Genomic DNA, 17,507 nt, shown 5'->3' with positions numbered 1-17,507 from the left:
TCATGTCCCGCACCGCGAGCGGGCCGGCGCCGGTCAGCAGGCCTCGAAGGCGCCCGCGCCCTCTCGTCGTCGCCCGCCCGGTCCGGTCCCCAGCGCGACATGACTGCACTGATAAAATGGTGGTTGGGGCTGAGAAGATGCGGTCGCCTCGTGGGAATGTTCCAGCGGCGGGCGGCGCGCGAACGGCCCGGACCGCCAGTGCTTATCCTGCGACGCAGCTTCGCAGCAGTCATCTGGAGCCTCCCATGCGCGTGTTCGTCACTGGCGCCAGCGGAAGCATCGGCTCAGTTGTCGTTCCTGAACTCATCGCCGCTGGTCACGAGGTCCTCGGCCTCGTCCGCTCCGATGCCGCGGCTACGGCCGTCGCCACCGCTGGCGGGACGCCGCTCCGCGGCGACCTCACCGACCTCGACAGCCTCCGCGCCGGCGCCGCGCATGCCGATGGTGTTATCAACCTGGCCTTCAGCAACGACTGGAGCAACTTGGAGCAGGGCATCTACGAGGAAGCGCGCGCCGTGCAGACCCTCGCGGCCGCACTCGCGGGCAGTGGCAAGCCGTTCGTGCATGCCGGCCTCACGCCGATGTTGTCGGGCCAGGTCTCCACCGAGGAGGACCCCGACACCACCGACGGTCCGGTCGGTGGCCGCGGCCGCAATTCCGAGATGGTGCTGGCCATGGCCGCCCAGGGCGTCCGGTCTTCTGTCGTGCGGCTGCCGCGCTCCGTGCACCAGCGCGGGTCGGCATACGGCTTCGGCTCGGTGCTCATCGCCGCCGCGCAGAAAACGGGCGTGTCAGCGTACGTCGGCGACGGCACGCAGCGATGGCCAGCGGTCAACCGGCTTGACGTCGCCCCGCTGTTCCGCATCGCACTCGAGGACGCTGCGCCCGGCACGGTTCTGCACGCGGTAGCCGACGGGGGCGACACCATGAGGTCGCTGGCCGAGGCTATCGGCGGCGTTCTCGCGATGCCGGTCGAGTCGGCGCCGCCTGAGCGCTTCGGCCTCATCGGTCGCCTGTTCGCCGTTGACATGCCATCGTCGAGTGCACTGACCCGGGAACGGTTCGGCTGGGAGCCCACCCACCCGAGCCTGATCGACGACCTCGCTGCCGGCGGCTATCCCACCCTGGGTTGAAATCCTCGGGATGCCGTCGGGACACCGGACGGGGTGAGTGACTACTGACCTTCCACGTACACCGGGCCTACCTTGCCTCCGTCCGGGTGCTCGGCGAAGGCGTTGATATCGTCGACGAGCGGCGTTGAGGCGGTGTGTTTCGGCGACACCCGCGGCCCCGGGGGACGTAATCGCGCAAAAACGTCGGCCGGTCCCTGCGCCCGATCCCCGGCCAAGATCCGCGCCCCGCCGAGCAGGCCATCTTCACCCTGAAAGCCCGGCGGCTACTGCACAAGCTCCGCTCATTCGCATTATTCGGAATCGCCAGGCTTCAGCCGCAGGGAGAGGCTGTTGATGCAGTATCGCTTGTCCGTCGGTGTCGCAAAGCCCTCACCCTCGAACAATTCTCCAAGATACGACCCGCAACGAGCGCACCGAACCACGGGATAGGGGTACGCGTCCTGCTGCACTTCGACCGAGTCGAGATCCTTGGGGTCGTAGAACGCAGGCCAGCCGCAGCGGGAGTCGAATTTTTCCTCAGAGGTGAAAAGATCAGCGCCGCAGGCCCTGCAAGAGTAAACACCCTTTTCTTTTGCATCGGTGTACTCTCCCGTGAACGCCGCTTCGTCCTCAGCGCCGCGCAGCACCCTGTATTCCTCCGGGCTGAGTTCCGCGCGCCACTCGGCGTTTGACTTCTCGATATCGTGCGCCATGACTTCCTCCTTCAGGCATGGGAGCGCTGCTTCAGGAGGTGAGCAGCGCTGGGCGGATCGTTGCTTTTTGTTGTGCAGTTCGATAACTCAGAGGCAGAGATAGGTCAGCCGGGGTCCACCGTCGATTCTCCGAGCCTGCGGACGAGTCGGAACCGGTTCGACTGCGAAAATGGCAGACGTGCCCTCGAGGTGAAGGCCGGATGACCGACCTCCACGTAGTGGAAGGTATGCCGGCTTCCGTGTCTGGGTACCAAGAACTGTCTCGTGATCCGTGACCACGCGGCGCCGGATGCCGGTGCATCACCAGGCGAAGGGGCGTCCGCACACTGGGTGCATGCGCACGTCGCGGCGACCCGGCGGTCGAGGCCCGCCTGCACGAGCGAAGCCGAGCAAGGGGAGGCATGGCCTGCGTCGCGCGCCCGCCGGAAAATACGGGACATATTGCGATGATATCGGATCCAAAGAATGCCTCCGAAGCGGACCGGAACACCTCTTCCTGAGCGTGCTTCGCGACACCAATTGACGGCAAAGCCGGGACTGCCGTCCAGGCGATCAGAGTGTGCAGGCTGCGGGGTGGCCGCACGGCAGATCGAGCAGAGCGAGATGGGCGTGGAACGACAGTTCGGGCAGATCGGCCCGTCTGCGGTGCGGGAGCTGACCGTGCACCATCTGGAGGCCGCCCGAGACTTCCCCGGACGGCCGAACAAGCGGTCCAGCAATCGCCGGGATCAGGTGGGAGCCCGTACACCACTTCCCAGGACGCATCCCACTCGCGAGCTCGTCGTGAGCGTCAAGGTCCGTCTTGCGTGCTCGTAGCCGACGCAGAAATCCGCCCACTCCCGAAGTCACTTCAGGCTGTCGAAGCAGGTGGCTCACTCCGATGGAACGCGAGGATGCGCTCGGCCTGCCATGCGATGACTGCCAGGACGAAACTGCGTCGCCTGGCCCTTGTCTGTGAGCTTGCGAGGCATCCGAGCTCCCGTAGTGCGTTCCATGCTTCACACGCTACCCCAAACTGGGCTTGGCAGCCCAGAAACCAGTAGCGTCAACTGCAGAAGCAAGTGGGCTGGCAAGCCCAAAAGGTGGCAGTGTTCACGGCCGCGGCGAGGAGCGGGCCCTGAAGCAGTAAGAACCGACTTGGGCTCGACGCTGACCACTCACACACTCACCGGAGGTTGATGCGCCATGTCACGACTGAACGTCCTCTCTCCTGACGACGTCCCCGACGGAACGAAGCGCATCCTCGACAACGTCGGCGCACAGTTCGGCTTCGTCCCGAACATGTTCGCGACTCTCGCGTCGAACCCGACCGTTCTCGAGGCCGTCACGACCCTGCAAAGCACCTTGGGCCGGGTTCTGGACGCGAAGACGCGGCACACCATTGCGCTCGCCGTGTCGCAGGCCAACGGTTGCGATTACTGCCTGGCGATACACACGTACGTATCGTCCGAACTCGGTGGCATGTCGAGCGATGACATCGACTTGGCCCGGGCCGGGAGCTCGATCGATCCCAAGCGCGCCGCGGTCGCTCGTTTCGCTCAGCAGGTGGTGGCGAGCCACGGTCAGGTGAGCGACGCGGACCTCGCGGCTGTGCGAGGCGCCGGGTACACCGATCCGCAGATCCTGGCGATCGTCACGGTGGCGGTGCAGGTCCTGCTGACCAACTTCATCAACAACGTCAACCAGACCGACATCAACATCCCCGCCGTCAACTCGGCCGGTACGCCCGGCTGATCGCCGGGACCCCGTCGAGGCTGCGCACACAGCCGGTACACCACTCACCACCCCAAAACGATCACTCGGGAAGGTTCGATATGCCGGCCACCGAACTCTATGAGAAGTTCATGGCACTGCACACCCGCGACGGTGGCTTCGTCATGCCGAACGCATGGGACGGCCTCTCGGCGCTGATGCTGGCCGATGCCGGCTTCGAGGCGATCGCGACATCATCGGCGGCACTCGCCACCACACTCGGCCGGTCCGACGGGCGTCACGAAGTCACTTGTGGCGAGCACCTCGAGCATGCGCGGCTACTCGGCCGGCTCACCGGGCTGCCCGTCAACGGAGACTTCGAGGACGGCTACGGCGACACGCCTGAAGACGTCGCTTCGACCGTGGAAGCCGCCGTCGAGTCCGGACTGGCCGGTATCGGGATCGAAGACACCTCGGGTAATCCCGATCAGCCGATTCGCGACTTCGACGAGGCGGTCAACCGCATACGCAGCGCCGTCGAGGCGGCCAAGGGGCGCATCGTCGTCACCGGCCGCACCGACAACTTCATCCAGGGGCGGCCCGATCTCGACGACACCATCCGGCGTCTGACGGCCTTCGCCGAGGCCGGCGCGGATGTGCTCTACGCCCCTTACCCACCCGACCTCGACGCACTCGTCGCGATCGTCACCGCCGTCGCGCCGACACCGGTCAACGTCCTCATCTCGCCGGCGGACAAGGTGCTGACCGTCGCTGAACTGCAGAAGGTCGGGGTCAAGCGCATCAGTGTGGGTCCAGCGCTCTACACCCACGCAATGGAGGCAGTCGAACAGGCCACCAAGGCTCTCGTCGCGGGTGACCTCGCCGCCGCGACGACAGGAATCAGCTTCGAGCGCATCAGCGACCTGCTTGCCCGCGGCGCGAACTAGCTCAAACCCTGCGAAACACCGCTCCTCACCCACTCATCGCAAGAAGATGGCAGATTGACATGAATCTCGACAAGCTCATGAACAAGCACCTCACCAGGTACTTCGACCCCCGCAAGACCATTCCGGAGGAAACCCTTCAGCAGTTGCTGAGGTTCCTGCGCTCCACGCCGTCATCGGTGAACGTACAGCCCAACCACTTCTACGTCCTCGCCACGCCCGAAGGCAAAGAGCGGCTCGCCAACAACCTGGGCGAACGATTCAAGGACAACGCCGAGAAGATCCTGAACGCGTCGCACACCATCATCCTCACCACCCGGGCAGATGTGCCTGACAGCCACCTCGAGGCGGTGTTCGCGAAGGAGAGGGCCGACGGCCGGTTCCCTGACCCGTCAAAGCAGGAGCTGTGGGAATCAATGACCCGAGACTTCCTCAGCCTGCGCAATTACAGCTACAAGGACCTGAACCACTGGATGGAGAAGCAAACCTACATGGCGGTGGGCCTGACCATGATGGCGGCCGCTGAGCTCGGCGTCGAGGCCACGCCGCTGGAGGGGTTCGACCCGACCAGTGTCGACAAGGCGTTCAAGATCCGCGAGACCGGACACAGCACGACGGTGCTGCTGGCCCTCGGCTACCCCGACCCGGAGAGGGTGTACACCACGCCGATCTCGCGATTCGACGCCGACCAGCTGTTCACCTTCATCTAAACACCCACCCGGGAACCCACAGCACATGGAGCTCGTAACACGATCCCGTTGAGGTCGCCGGCGTGTGGGCGCCGCCGTTCGTGGCGGCCATTGCGGGAGGCGCCACCTTGGGCCCTGACCGGGCGGTCAGGGCACTCGGATCGATAGAGGAGTTGATCACCTTGGACGGACAGGAACTGCAGAAGATCGCGGGCGACTGCACTGTGGGACTGCCCGGCGTCGACCTGGAGCATCGTTTCAGCCCCGACTGGAAGGTCTACAAGGTGCGCGGCAAGGTCTTCATGCTCATGACCGACATGCCGGGGCGCCCCGTCGTGATCCTGAAAGCTGATCCGGACGACGCCGCAGCGCTGCGTGAGCAGTACGCGGACATTACCCCCGGCTATCACATGAACAAGAAGCACTGGATCACGGCGGAAGGCGGGGGCACCATCGACGAGAAGCTGGTGAAGGAGCTCGTGATCGACTCATACCGTCTCGTGGTCGGCGGGCTTCCCAAGTCCGAGCGGCCTGTGGATCCGCGCACCTACGGCCGCCGCGCCTGACCTTGGTCATACCCGTCAGCGGCGAGAAGCTCTGGGGCAGAGCGCGCGACACGGCGCTGGCGATCGGCCCCCGACCGGCGCAAGTACCCGAACCGGCACGCACACCAGACCCATGACCTGCGAATTCACGATGCACGCGGCCCATTGGCCTGCAGCTCGGCCCTGACAGGGGCTCGACGCCGCCGCCCGCAAGGGCAAGCACGGCGGCTGGCCGTCATCACCGAGGACATGCTGTACTCGCTCCTGCCACGCCGGGCGGGGGCGAGTCCGTCGAGCAGATCCAGCCCGACCTGATCATCCCCACCGGCAAGCGCAGGGGACAGAACCCTCTGTGGCCAGTATCTACCGCGCGCTCGACGAACAGGCCAAACGCGAGGCGTTCGTTGCGACGGTCTGCGAGGACGGCTCTCCGAACCTCGACCTCTCACCGAAGGGGTCCGTGCGCGTCTACGACGACGATCACCTGGTATTCCCCCGAAGGGAACCGCCGCCCCAGTATGCGCCGCCGGACCTGCGGTCATTGTTCGCGTGAATCAGCAGTTGCGAACTCAGGGATCTGGACGAGCAGCCGCGCGCACCGAGGAGAACTCCCGGTAGGCCGTGTCCCGTTCGGTGCCGGGGCGGAACGCGGCGTTGGGGTGGCAGTTCATGAAGGCGAGCGTGACGCCGAAGTGCCGCTCCAGGCTGCCACGTCATCCACGGCACATTGTTGGGGATCGAAGTCGTCGTCAGGCGCAACCTTGAGACAAGGGGAAAGGGTTCGCGCCGCGGCCGAAGCGCTGGGTGGTCGAACAGGTCAACGGCACGTTGATACCGGACCGGCATCTGGTCGCGCGAGTATCACCACCGACCCGAGAACGCAGTGTCCCGAGGCTACTGGGTGGCGACCGGAACATGACGCTCGGGCTCACCGCGCACCCCTCGGCCTGGCGCACTTTCTCGAGCCGGCCGTGTGAACGTCGCCGGCCGCCTTCCCCACCCGCAGGCCGAACGCAGCGAAGCCGCTGAACACGTCGGCAAGGCCGTCGCCGCCGACACGAGCAGCGACGTGGTCGTCCTCGGCGACCTGAACGGCACCACGGACGGGGGCGAGCTCGCCCCCTCACCTCCCGACTCCACTCGGCCCAGCCCGCCCCCGGCGCCTGCTTCGGCTTCACCTACCCGGCGTCTTTCCCGGTGGTCCGCATCGATCAGATCCTCCTCCGCGGCGTGGACCCGCATCGCTCCTGGGTCCTCCCGGCCAACGGCCGCGACCACCTCCCGGCCGCGGCGGGTATCAGCTGGTGAGCTACCGGAGCCGGCATCTCTTCGGGCCTGACGGGCGTTCAGCGCAGGGGTCCTGCACGCGGTGCCCGGGGCGCGCGGCGGGGGGCCGAGCGGGGAGTGAGTTCGATCAGGCGGAGGACCCGGTAGCGGTGCGGGCGGAAGGGCTCGTAGAACGCCTCGATCTCGCTGTCGTCCAAGCGACGGCCGAGCAGGGCGGCACCCGTCATCCGGCCGAGGTGGTAGTCCCCGAGGGGGAGAGCGTCGGCGTCGCCGAGTGCGCGGTGGCCGACCTGGGCGGCGGTCCAAGGCCCGATACCCGTCAGCTTGGCCAGGAGCGCGTAGGCACGCCCGGGGTCGCCCGCGGACTGGTCGATGCGAGCGGCGTGGTGGGCGGCCTGGATCACGGTGCGGGAGCGGTGCAGGTCGACGCCGGCCTGGCGCCACCCCCAACTGGGGACCGACGACCACGCCCTTGGGGTCGGTGGCACGCGCATGCCCTGCGGGGCGGGGCCGGGCGGTTCGGTGCCGTGCGCCCGCACGAGGCGAGCGAAGGCGGCGTGGGCGTCCAGACCGACGACGCGCTGCTCGATGATCGCCGGGACCAGCGCTTCGAACAGCCGCCCGGTGCATGGCACACGCAGGCCCGGCATCCGGCGCAGCGCGCGCCGGAGAAAGGGGTGGTCGGGCCGGAACAGCTCGGGGTGATCCCCCGCGCCGAGTTCGGTCGGGATGGTGTCCACCAGCTCGCGGGCCCCGGGGCCCCAGGCGTCGATGGTCAGGTCATCGAGCCGCTGTTGCCGGATGCGATAGCTGACCGGCCCCGTGGAAGTGAGCGCGGTGCGCCAGAGGGCCCGGTCGGGCGTGACGCGGTGGGTGGGATCGTGGTGGCCGCGGCGCAGAGCGGCCAGCGTCCGTCGTACGTCGACGGGGAAGCCGGGCTGCCAGTGGAGCGACTCGTCCGGTGGCTGGAGCATCTGGCTGCTTTCAGAAGGGCTGAATTCTCTCGGGGGCCGTGCCCATCGGATCAAACGGGAACAGCCGCCATGCTGGGCTCACGCCGAAGGTCGCTTGCAGCATGCACGGTGGGAAGCAGGGCGCACCTGGGACGAGCCGGAGTTCCGGCGGGCGTCGAGTCGTGTCGGCGCTGCCGGAGCGGGCCCGTGCAGAGGCCGAGCTGGATCTCCGGCACGGACGGGCGCTGGTGTTCGGTGCCGGCGTCGATCTGGTGGCTGGGGCGCTCCTGGCGCAGCTGCTCGTTCTTGTCGGCTTGCACGTGGATCTGACGCATGATCGGGTCCTCGCTGGTTGAGGCGGGTGAAGTCGCGGGGAATCGCCTTTCGGAAGTGGCTGAAGTGGACTACCTCTCTCGCACGCCAGGGCTCAGTTCCGACGGAACGGCTCCATAGGAGTCGGTGAGGGAGCGCGGCGGCATGGCGTCAACTCCACGTCGCCGCTCGATGAGGCCAGTGCTTCCATGACCGACAGCACCCAATACGGACCTGGCCGGGCGACACATCGAGGGTGCGCGTATGGGACGGCACGTCGGCAATCCTCTGACGGTGAGGCTCGTCATGATTACTCGCCATGCTGGCTGTTCCCGGTCGGGTCTGTATGCGGGCTGCGTGCAGCGAGGACAGTGATCACGGTGGCAACGAGGGCGAGTGACCCGTACCCGAGGGCGATCTGCGGTAGCGAGAAGGTATTGGAGAGTTGCCCGGAGATGAAGCTGAGGAGGGCGGCGCCAACGTAGCAGAGGAGGTAGATTGCGCTGAAGATCGGTGCCCGGTCGGCGAGGGTGCTGCCGTACAGCAGGCCGCGGGTGGCGGCACTGATGGCGATGCCTTGACCGGCGCCTGCCACGATGGTTGCGGCGATGAACAACGCCAGTGTGCCTACGTCGATCGCTGTGATGATGCCGATCCATCCGACCAGGAAGATGATCATGCCGATGCGTTGGGCCGCCGCGGATGTGAATCGGCCGCCGAGGGGAGCGCCGAGAACGCTGGGGGCCATATAGGCGGCGAACACCAGCCCGAGCGTGAGCGAGCTGCGGGTGTGGAGTTGATCTTCGACGAGCGCAGGCATGAAGGCCTGGTAGAAAGCCCCGGTCGTCCAGGTAGCCACGAACACCGCGGCCGCGACGGGAAGCAGATGACTGACCCGGGCCGGTACGCGGACCCGGGGTACCAGTGATCGCCAAGCGCCGGGCGTCGGCTTCGCGGTCTCCGGACTGATGACGATGAGTGCGGCAGACAGGACGAGGAGACCGGCGGAAACCAGGTAGATGAGGTGGCGTGGCCAAGGGCCGAACTGGACCAGGGCGCCAGAGGCGATCGCGCCGAGGGAGAGGCCGAGCATGGGTCCTTGGCTGGACGCGACAGAGGCCAACCAGGTCGGCCTGCTAGGCGCGGCGTCGACGATGTAGGAGGTAAGGCTGCTGCTGGCCAGCCCCGTACCGACGCCCATCAGTAGCCGAGAGGCCAGCAGAATGCCGATGCCGTGCACGTTCAGCAGCAGCAGACAGCCCAGCATGAGCAGGCCGAGACTGCCGATCGCGGTGAGCCGTCGGCCCAGATGATTGGACAGTCGTCCCAGCACCAACAGTGCAGCGATAGTACCCACGGAGTTGGCGACGACGGCCAGCGCGATATCGGCGTTGGTGAACCCATCCTCAGCCCGATAGGTGTTGAACAGGGGAATCGGCGTGACCAACGCGGCGAACGAGGCCACCAGGGAGACCACCGCAGATGAGAATGCCAGCCGGAGCGTTCTGCCCCCGCGAGCCGGGTTGATCACTGGTGCCACGTCTTGCATCGAGTCATGCCTTTCCATTGTTGCGTCGTCGTCCATTTCGTTTACGTCGATCCACGGCGCCGTCTTACGTCGATCCACGGCGCCGTCTTACCGGCCAATGTCGCGATCTCGCCCGCTCCTCGGCGGCCTCCCGGCGCAGCCGGCTGCGCCGGCACGAGCCGCTGCTCTGAGGCCACTCCCGCCTGCCCTACGGCGAAATCCACACCGACGAGGAGAAACAGACCGCCACCGGCTTCTGGTGCAGGTCTGTTCCCAGTCGACCAACGCTCGATCTACAGGGGGTCTATGTCCGATGCAGACGCCGCGCCGTCGGTTGGTCGAGCACCACCCAACTCCCCCCGGCGCGCCTGGAGGCGCCCACGGACGAGAGCGCCGCTCTGCCTCGCCGGTCGGATGCGCGCACTGGTGCTGGTGGCGCTGACTCTCCTGCGGTCGGCCCGCCGTACTACCTACCTGTCGGGAGCAGGGTTCCCGTACCGGGCTCGAGCGGGCGTCCGCCAGGGTTGGTGCATGTCGGGCACACAGTATGGGCCGTCTCCCACGGGGCGCGACGTGGACCCGAGGTCTGACGAGGTCCGACAACGACCGGGCTTCTGGGACCGGAGCGCCTATTCTGGGAATACAACGGATACAGCCTCTGCGGAGATCTCTCGCAAGAAGAGCGCGAGGGTGGGCCTCATCCCGGGAATCAGGCGAACCCGGAGGTGTACCGTCCCTTGAACGTCCCTCCGCGATTCACCGCTGGCGACATCGCCATCGGCGCATGTGATCCGCGAGACGTCGTAGCACCGTAGGTGGGCGGCCAGAAAAGACCAAAACCGCCCTTGATCGTCTACTCCCGCCTCTCTGGACGATTGGCTCCCTTTCTCGACGTAGGTGGTGCTCCCGTCGTGAGTGAACACCTGTGTTGCCCCGTCGGTGTAGGTGAATGGTGCTCGCGTCACCGCTTCCGCGATGCCGGCTGCATTGATGCCGTCGCCGTGGCTTACCGCAGGTCTCTCAGTCCTAGACATGACAGGCTCCAATCGGGGTGGTGCGTCGCCCCAGGCATGGACAGGGGCAATGTCGACGACGTCAGACCCAGGGCGGGCTTCGCGCTGCTCGCACTGTCGAACCCTGCCGACCGGTGCAGCAACACGGGATCGTCCGCTGATGCTTGTCGAACGGTCCTCCGCCATCCTAACGTGGACTCGATCGTCCAGTTCGGTCGATCCCAAGCAGTGGCGCACTCATCGGGGCCACGGGGCGGAGCGCGCGGCAGCGAGCGGCGGTTGCAGGACGCGAGTCAGAAGCAAGAAACTCAAGCCTGCGCAGGCCGTTCCCGTCGTGGAAGGGGTGGGGCCGGCGTCGCGCGCAGATGCATCGGGACTGTGGCCAGGCAAGTCTCTAACGACGATCAAGACCGCCGACCCGACCTGCCGGGCGACATGGCGCCGTACTAATGTGGACTTGAGGGTCCAGTTACGACCGGACCCTGCATGGGTCATGCAGGCAAAGACTGGATGCAGGGAGGTGCCGAATGAAGGCGATTGTGGTGACGGACCAGGCCGCGGGAACGGCCGGGATGATGCTGGAAGAGCGCCCGGAGCCGGAGGCTGCCGGGAACGACGTTCTCGTTGAGGTGCACGCGTCGGGATTCACCCCCGGTGAGCTGACGTGGCCCGGGACATGGACCGATCGGCTCGGCCGTGACCGGACACCGTCGATCCCTGGGCACGAGGTTGCAGGGGTGGTCAGCGCTCTCGGCTATGGCACGAGGGGCCTGTCGGTGGGACAGCGGGTGTTCGGGCTCGCGGAGTGGACTCGCGACGGCACCCTGGCGGAGTACGTGGCCGTCGAGGCGCGTAACCTCGCGCCACTGCCGGGGGACGTCGACTTCACCGTGGGCGCGAGCCTGCCGATCTCGGGTCTGACCGCGTGGCAGGGGCTGTTCGTGCACGGCCGCTTCGAGGTGGGGCAGAGCGTCCTCGTGCACGGTGCGGCCGGTGGCGTCGGCTCGATGGTGACGCAGCTCGCCCGTGAGGCCGGTGCCTACGTCATCGGCACCGGACGTGCTGCCGACCGGCAGACCGCACTCGACTTCGGCGCGAAGGAATTCGTCGATCTCGACAACGAGGCACTGGAAGACATCGGCGGAGTCGATCTGGTCTTCGACGTGATCGGCGGTGACATCGGCAAGCGGTCGGCAGGCCTGGTCCGAGCCGGAGGAATGCTGGTGACGATCGCCGGCCCGCCCGAGGCGCAGCCGAAGGAAGGCCTGGCGGTCGATTTCGTCGTCGAGGCCGATCGGACGCAGTTGGGTGAGGTCGTCCAGCGGGTCCGGGATGGTCGGTTGCGGACGAACATCGCCCAGGTCGCGGACCTCGACGAGGCCGTTGCCGCTTTCAACCCCACCGAGCGGGTCAAGGGGAAGACGATCATCCGTGTTCGCCCGTAAGCACACGGCGTACCCCCGAACCGGCAAGCAACGAAGGAACACGCCCATGACCGAGCCAACCGAACGGACCCGCTATGCCACCGAGTACCCCGACGGGAAAGGCACCCTCGGTCAGGACCAGGTCGTCCTCCGCGGGGACGAGGTGATCGATCATCCTCACGTCTCCGGGTTCGACTTCTACGTCGTCAACGACGAGAAGACCGGCATCTACGAGGCCATCGTCGGCGACACCGAGATCGCCGGCCTGCCCTACAACGTCGCCGGCGACGATCGACTCGTGCTCATGGCCACCTCAGTGCTCCCCGAGTACCGCAGACAGGGCGTCGCCACCGAGCTGATCCGACGGGTCCTCGACGACGTGCGCTCGCGAGGAATGACGGTCACCATCACGTGTCCGATCGTGCGCACCTTCATCGAGCACAACCCCGAGTATGCGGACCTCATCGACCCTGAGCACCCCGGGCGACCACAGGGTCGCACCAGTCCTGAACCAACCCGCTGGGCCACGCCGACAGAAGGTGTCCGACAGTGACGACCAACATCGAGGCCGAGGCGGCCTTTCGTGAACAGAACAACGCGGCCCTCATCGCTGCTCTGGACGAGACCGGTCTCCGTGAGGCCGAGTCCGCCTGGGAGCTCGATATCGCCAACGACGCCGAGCGTGGTCGCTGGACCGCGTCCCTCGGTCCCGAGGCGATCGCAGAACTCCCATATCGGTTCGTCGGCGGCCGCGTCGTACTGCTGACGACCTGGGTCGACCCCGCCTACCGCCACAAGCGGGTAGCCACGGAGCTCATCGCTCGCGTGCTGAACGAGATCCGCGAGAGCGGAAAGAAGATCACCATCATCTGCCCGGTTGTGGGCGAGTTTATTGCCCGCCACCCGCAATACCTCGATCTCATCGACAAGGTTCATCCGGGCTCCGGCGCCCACCCACAGCACGAACCCGCAGACGGGCCGGACCACCAGCACGGACCCGCGGGCGGGCCGGACGACGAGAGGCAGATCATCGCGCTCGAGCACGACTGGATGTAGCCGTCCGTCTTTCAAACGTGCTTCGAGTCGTCCAGCGAGTCCGGAGATGGTCGGCGCGGACGAGCATCGGCAGCGCCTCGACCCCCGCCGATGCCGTCGGCGCCTTCAACCTGACCGAACGGGATAAGGGCAGTTCGTCCATCTGGACGCGGAGAGAACAGAGATCCCCCGTTATCTCATGCAGGAGGTAAACGAGGGCTGTTACGGAGAGAGGTATTCAGATGAAAGCGATCGTGGTGACGGACCGTGCCGCGGGAACGGCAGGGATGCAGCTGGTGGAGCGACCCGATCCGGACACGGCGGGGCTGGCTAGTCTTGAAGGCGCGAACTACGGCGATGTCGTCGTGGAAGTTCATGCGTCAGGATTCACTGGGAATGAGCTGGAGTGGCCCTCGACCTGGATCGATCGCCTCGGCCGTGACCGCACGCCGTCAATCCCGGGCCACGAGGTGGCCGGTGTAGTCACCGCCCTCAGCTATGGAACGGCGGGGCTGTCGGTCGGACAGCGGGTGTTCGGCCTCACCGACTGGACCCGCGACGGCACCCTGGCAGAGTTTGTCGTCGTCGAGGCGCGCAACCTTGCGCCGTTGCCTGGCGACGTTGACTTCACGGTAGGTGCGGGCGTCGCGATGACTGGCCTGACCGCGTGGCAGGGGCTGTTCGAGCACGGCCACCTCGGGGTGGGGCAGAGCGTCCTTGTGCACGGTGCGGCCGGCGCGGTCGGCTCCATGGCGACACAGCTCGCACGTGAGGCCGGCGCCTACGTCATCGGTACCGGACGCGCTGCCCATCGTCAGTCGGCGCTCGACTTCGGCGCACAGGAGTTCGTCGACCTTGAGAACGACGCGCTGGAAGATGTCGGCGGCGTCGATCTGGTATTCGATGTCTTCGGCGGTGCCATCGGGAAGCGGTCCGCGGGTCTGATTCGAGCCGAAGGAATGCTGGTGACCGTCGCCGGGCCGCCCGAGGCGCGGCCGGCCAACGGTCGGGCGATCGACTTCGTTGTCGTGTCCGATCGCGCGCAACTGAGTGAGATCGCGCGGCGCGTGAAGGACGGACAGCTACGGACGAACATCGGCCAAGTCGCAACCCTCGACGATGCTGTGGCCGCCTTCAACCCTACCGAGCGGATCAATGGGAAGACGATCATCCGCGTTCGTCGGTAAGGAGGGCCCAGAGGCAGCGACCGTCCTCCCTCAGGTATGGCGCTTCGGCGATCTCCCCTACGTGCCCGCTCGTAGGGGAGATCGCGCACGTACTCGCTTCGGGGCGTGGCGGAGGACTTGAGCGCGCGACAGCGGCGCCGCAGGGCCGACCACCTCGGCTACGAGGCCGGCGATAGGTGTTGTCCCCTGCCCTGGTGTCGAAGATCACCGATGTGGTGGCCGATGAGATAGCCGGCTGGCAGAACCGGCCCGTTGACGAGGTACTCCAACCGGAACCGACACGACGAGCGCTTCGTGTGCTCGGTATACAGCACCAAGGCCGGGATGAGCTTGCGCCCCTCGACGAGTTTCACGGCACCAGCCTAGGAGTGGGATCTCCGCGGCCCCATTGATGTGCTGGCGTGGGGACCGAGAGGGAGGCCCTCATCGATACTCGCTTTACCGCGTGGACGGGAGCTCTTGGTCGGCCCAGACGAGCTTGCCGCCCGCCGCGGAGCGGAAGCCCCACCTGCTGGACAACTGGGCGATCAGGAACAGTCCCCGGCCGTTTTCGTCGACCATGCGGGCATGGCGCAGGCGCGGGTAACACTTTCCGCTGTCAAAGACTTCGCAGGTCAGGACTTCGTGCTGGATGAGCCGTAGCCTGATCGGGCCGACGCCGTGGTGGATAGCGTTGGTGACCAGTTCGCTGATGATCAGCTCCGTGGTTGGCACGAGCTGCTCCAGTCCCCATTCGCTGAGTTGATGGGCGGCCAGGTGCCGGGCGACACTGACGACGGCCGGCTCGGTTGGCAGGTCCCAGGAGGCAATGTGGGTCGGCTTGAGTGTGTGGATCCGGGCAAGGAGCAAGGCGACGTCGTCAGATGCTGCCTGAGTCGGCACGGTTTCCATCACTGAGGAGCACAAGTCTTCCAAGGGCTGTTCGGGTTGTGCCAGGGCGGTGCCGAGGCGGCGCATGCCGACCTCGATGTCGTCGTCACGGGATTCGACCAGGCCGTCGGTGTAGAACGCGAGCAGGCTGCCTTCGGGCAGTTCCACTTCCACGGCGTCGAAGGGGACCAGCCCGAGGCCGAGGCCGAGTGGGGCTCCGGTGGGCAGGTCGGGGAAGGTGACCTGGCCTTGTGCGTCGACTATCGCGGGCGGGGGGTGCCCGGCCCGTGCCATCGTGCACTGCCGGGTGGCCGGGTCGTAGACGGCGTACACACAGGTCGCGCCCATAATCGCGGGGATCTGACCCGGGGCGTCGTCATCTTCCCCGGTCAGCCGCCGGACGCTGTCATCGAGGTGGTTCAGCAGTTCGTCGGGGGGCAGGTCCAGGTCCGCGAGCGTGCGGACGGCGGTGCGGAGCCTGCCCATGGTCACCGCGGCGTTGATGCCGTGTCCGACCACATCACCGACGACGAGGGCCACCCGGGCGCCAGGCAGCGGGATCACATCGAACCAGTCGCCTCCGACGCCGGCGTCCGTGTCGGCCGGCAAGTAGCGCCCGGCCGCCTCGACGGCGACGCCGCCCCTCAAACCGTGCGGGAGCAGGTTGCGCTGGAGGGCGAGGGCCGTGCTGCGTTCGCGAGCGTACTGGCGAGCGTTGTCCAAGCACAGCGCGGCCCGGGTGACCAACTCCTCAGCCAGGAGTAGGTCATCCTCCTGGAATGGCATCGGGTCCTCGGTGCGTGCGAACAACGCCACGCCCAACACGGAGCGCCGGGCACGGATGGGCACAATCATCAGGGAGTGCACCCCGTTCTCACGGATCTTTTGCGCCCGTGCCGGGTCGTGGTCGATCCATGTCCCAGGGGTGGTGTCCAGTACCGGTTCCAGGTGGGACCTTCCCGTGCACAGTGCGCTAGCGAGCGGCGAGTTTGGGGGGACGGAAATTGTCTCCCCTCGCGCAAACGTCGACTCTGGGATCCCTGGGTGGATCGAGGCCAAACCGGCACGTCGGAACACGCGGGGGCGACCGTACGTTGTGTCGTCTTGGGCAGGAGGCTCTTTGCCGAATGGAACCGACTCTGCCAGGTCGACGGTGACGTAGTCGGCCAACAGGGGCACGGCGAGGCTGGCCAGTTCCTGTCCGGTCTGCATGACGTCCAGGGTGCTCCCGATGCGCGTGCTGGCCTGGCTGAGGACGGCAAGGCGCTCGCGCACCCGCTGGTTGCTGGTGACATCCACGGTCAAGGAGCACACCCCCAGTGCCTGACCGCCCGCGTCCTGGAGGCAGAAGAACGAGGCCGCGAATGCGTGCTCCCGGCGCGGATCTTCCGGCGGCCATGCCCGGTACTCGTGGACCGCGGAAGTGCCGCTCGCCAGCACCTGCCGCATCACCGCTTCAAGGGCTTCGGCCTCGAAGCCGGGCAGTGAATCCTTCAGGCGGCGTCCGAACCTCCGGTCACGGGAAATGCCGTCATGCTCCATCGTGTCGTTCATCCACGTACAGCGAAGCTGCGGGTCACGAATGGCGACGCCGACCGGCGCGCGGGCAAGCAGCGACTCCCGCACCGATCCGTTCATCATCCCTGAGGAGAGCGCGCCTATGTCGGTCAGGGATACCAGCCACCGGTGGGTTGCATCCTGTCCCCACAGCAGCGAGAGGCGCAGGAACAGGTTGAGCGTGCGGCCGTCGCGGTGGCGGACCGCCGCGGTGCCGGACCAGCCACCTTGGGCACGGCACTGCTCGGCGAACGCCGATACCCCTAGCGCCTCCTCGGAGGACGGCAGCACGAGTGTGGCGGACCGGCCCACCACGTCCTCAGCGCAGTACCCAACAAGGCGCTGAGCGGCTTGCGTCCACGCGACCACCGTCCCTTGCTCGTCGATCACTGCTATCGCTGCGTCGGATATCTCGCGGAGCCCCAGCGGCTCCAAGACTGGGGTCTGGTCAGTGCTCATCATCATGGTTCCCATCAGATGCGTGGCGACCCGAGCGTATGCGCGCGTCTGCCCACACGTGCGGACCATTTTCTGAGCAAAAGACCGGACCACTTAGACACCGTTTCTTTTGGCGGGGGCGGGGCGTTAAGCCCGCGTGGAGAGACTTGTAGAGCACCTGGTTCCAGACGGTCTATGGGAGTTGTTC

General features: G+C 66.6%; 17 protein-coding genes. 10 read left to right on the top strand and 7 right to left on the bottom strand.

Annotation, left to right across the window (positions count from 1 at the left end; genetic code table 11):
• Positions 1 to 245 precede the first annotated feature (245 nt).
• Positions 246 to 1,133, top strand: a complete 888-nt coding sequence (locus ACZ7L1_RS36645) for an SDR family oxidoreductase (RefSeq protein WP_471443702.1) — start codon at positions 246 to 248, stop codon at positions 1,131 to 1,133.
• Between the two features lie 290 nt (positions 1,134 to 1,423).
• Here ACZ7L1_RS36645 and msrB read toward each other — a convergent pair whose 3' ends face one another.
• A complete protein-coding gene (msrB, locus tag ACZ7L1_RS36640) occupies positions 1,424 to 1,825 on the bottom strand; it encodes a peptide-methionine (R)-S-oxide reductase MsrB (protein WP_471443700.1) in 402 nt (133 codons plus the stop codon).
• A 1,185-nt stretch (positions 1,826 to 3,010) separates the two neighbouring features.
• Between msrB and ACZ7L1_RS36635 the strand changes: the two genes are divergently transcribed.
• The 5 genes from ACZ7L1_RS36635 (at position 3,011) to ACZ7L1_RS36615 (ending at position 6,248) form a co-directional block, all read left to right on the top strand.
• On the top strand, positions 3,011 to 3,559 hold the full coding sequence (locus ACZ7L1_RS36635) for a carboxymuconolactone decarboxylase family protein (RefSeq protein ID WP_471443698.1): 549 nt from the start codon (positions 3,011 to 3,013) through the stop codon (positions 3,557 to 3,559).
• Positions 3,560 to 3,639: 80 nt separating this feature from the next.
• On the top strand, positions 3,640 to 4,464 hold the full coding sequence (locus ACZ7L1_RS36630; RefSeq protein WP_471443696.1) for an isocitrate lyase/PEP mutase family protein: 825 nt from the start codon (positions 3,640 to 3,642) through the stop codon (positions 4,462 to 4,464).
• Positions 4,465 to 4,523: 59 nt separating this feature from the next.
• The gene (locus ACZ7L1_RS36625; protein WP_471443694.1) at positions 4,524 to 5,171 is read left to right on the top strand and encodes a nitroreductase family protein; all 648 of its coding nucleotides are present in this window, start codon (positions 4,524 to 4,526) and stop codon (positions 5,169 to 5,171) included.
• 161 nt (positions 5,172 to 5,332) lie between these two features.
• Positions 5,333 to 5,716 carry an MmcQ/YjbR family DNA-binding protein gene (locus tag ACZ7L1_RS36620; RefSeq protein ID WP_471443692.1) on the top strand — a complete coding sequence of 128 codons (384 nt, stop codon included), beginning with the start codon at positions 5,333 to 5,335 and terminating at the stop codon, positions 5,714 to 5,716.
• A 331-nt stretch (positions 5,717 to 6,047) separates the two neighbouring features.
• Positions 6,048 to 6,248, top strand: coding sequence for a hypothetical protein (locus ACZ7L1_RS36615; protein ID WP_471443690.1), 201 nt, complete (start codon positions 6,048 to 6,050; stop codon positions 6,246 to 6,248).
• A 16-nt stretch (positions 6,249 to 6,264) separates the two neighbouring features.
• Here ACZ7L1_RS36615 and ACZ7L1_RS36610 read toward each other — a convergent pair whose 3' ends face one another.
• The 4 genes from ACZ7L1_RS36610 to ACZ7L1_RS36595 form a co-directional block, all read right to left on the bottom strand.
• Positions 6,265 to 6,366 (bottom strand): hypothetical protein, encoded by a 102-nt coding sequence (locus ACZ7L1_RS36610; protein ID WP_471443688.1) that lies wholly within the window; start codon positions 6,364 to 6,366, stop codon positions 6,265 to 6,267.
• 675 nt (positions 6,367 to 7,041) lie between these two features.
• Positions 7,042 to 7,956: a DNA-3-methyladenine glycosylase family protein gene (locus ACZ7L1_RS36605; protein ID WP_471443686.1), complete on the bottom strand. Its 915-nt coding sequence runs from the start codon at positions 7,954 to 7,956 to the stop codon at positions 7,042 to 7,044.
• A gap of 50 nt (positions 7,957 to 8,006) precedes the next feature.
• Positions 8,007 to 8,270, bottom strand: coding sequence for a hypothetical protein (locus tag ACZ7L1_RS36600; protein ID WP_471443684.1), 264 nt, complete (start codon positions 8,268 to 8,270; stop codon positions 8,007 to 8,009).
• 287 nt (positions 8,271 to 8,557) lie between these two features.
• Entirely contained in the window at positions 8,558 to 9,874 is a 1,317-nt protein-coding gene (locus tag ACZ7L1_RS36595; RefSeq protein ID WP_471443682.1) for an MFS transporter, read from the bottom strand.
• A gap of 1,441 nt (positions 9,875 to 11,315) precedes the next feature.
• Between ACZ7L1_RS36595 and ACZ7L1_RS36590 the strand changes: the two genes are divergently transcribed.
• The 4 genes from ACZ7L1_RS36590 (at position 11,316) to ACZ7L1_RS36575 (ending at position 14,434) form a co-directional block, all read left to right on the top strand.
• A complete protein-coding gene (locus tag ACZ7L1_RS36590) occupies positions 11,316 to 12,233 on the top strand; it encodes an NADP-dependent oxidoreductase (protein WP_471443680.1) in 918 nt (305 codons plus the stop codon).
• Between the two features lie 46 nt (positions 12,234 to 12,279).
• Entirely contained in the window at positions 12,280 to 12,765 is a 486-nt protein-coding gene (locus tag ACZ7L1_RS36585) for a GNAT family N-acetyltransferase (protein ID WP_471443678.1), read from the top strand.
• Positions 12,762 to 13,268, top strand: a complete 507-nt coding sequence (locus tag ACZ7L1_RS36580) for a GNAT family N-acetyltransferase (protein WP_471443676.1) — start codon at positions 12,762 to 12,764, stop codon at positions 13,266 to 13,268. Before ACZ7L1_RS36585 ends, ACZ7L1_RS36580 begins: the two co-directional genes overlap by 4 nt.
• Positions 13,269 to 13,489: 221 nt before the next feature.
• On the top strand, positions 13,490 to 14,434 hold the full coding sequence (locus tag ACZ7L1_RS36575; protein WP_471443674.1) for an NADP-dependent oxidoreductase: 945 nt from the start codon (positions 13,490 to 13,492) through the stop codon (positions 14,432 to 14,434).
• Positions 14,435 to 14,592: 158 nt separating this feature from the next.
• Here the strand turns inward: ACZ7L1_RS36575 and ACZ7L1_RS36570 are convergent, their stop codons facing one another.
• Positions 14,593 to 14,787, bottom strand: coding sequence for a hypothetical protein (locus ACZ7L1_RS36570; RefSeq protein ID WP_471443740.1), 195 nt, complete (start codon positions 14,785 to 14,787; stop codon positions 14,593 to 14,595).
• A gap of 85 nt (positions 14,788 to 14,872) precedes the next feature.
• A complete protein-coding gene (locus tag ACZ7L1_RS36565; protein WP_471443672.1) occupies positions 14,873 to 17,326 on the bottom strand; it encodes a SpoIIE family protein phosphatase in 2,454 nt (817 codons plus the stop codon).
• Positions 17,327 to 17,507: the final 181 nt, after the last annotated feature.

The sequence above is a fragment of the Streptomyces sp. NPDC107546 genome (assembly GCF_055639175.1).
Note: the sequence above shows the minus strand (reverse complement) of the source record. Positions and strands in the feature narration are given on the sequence as shown.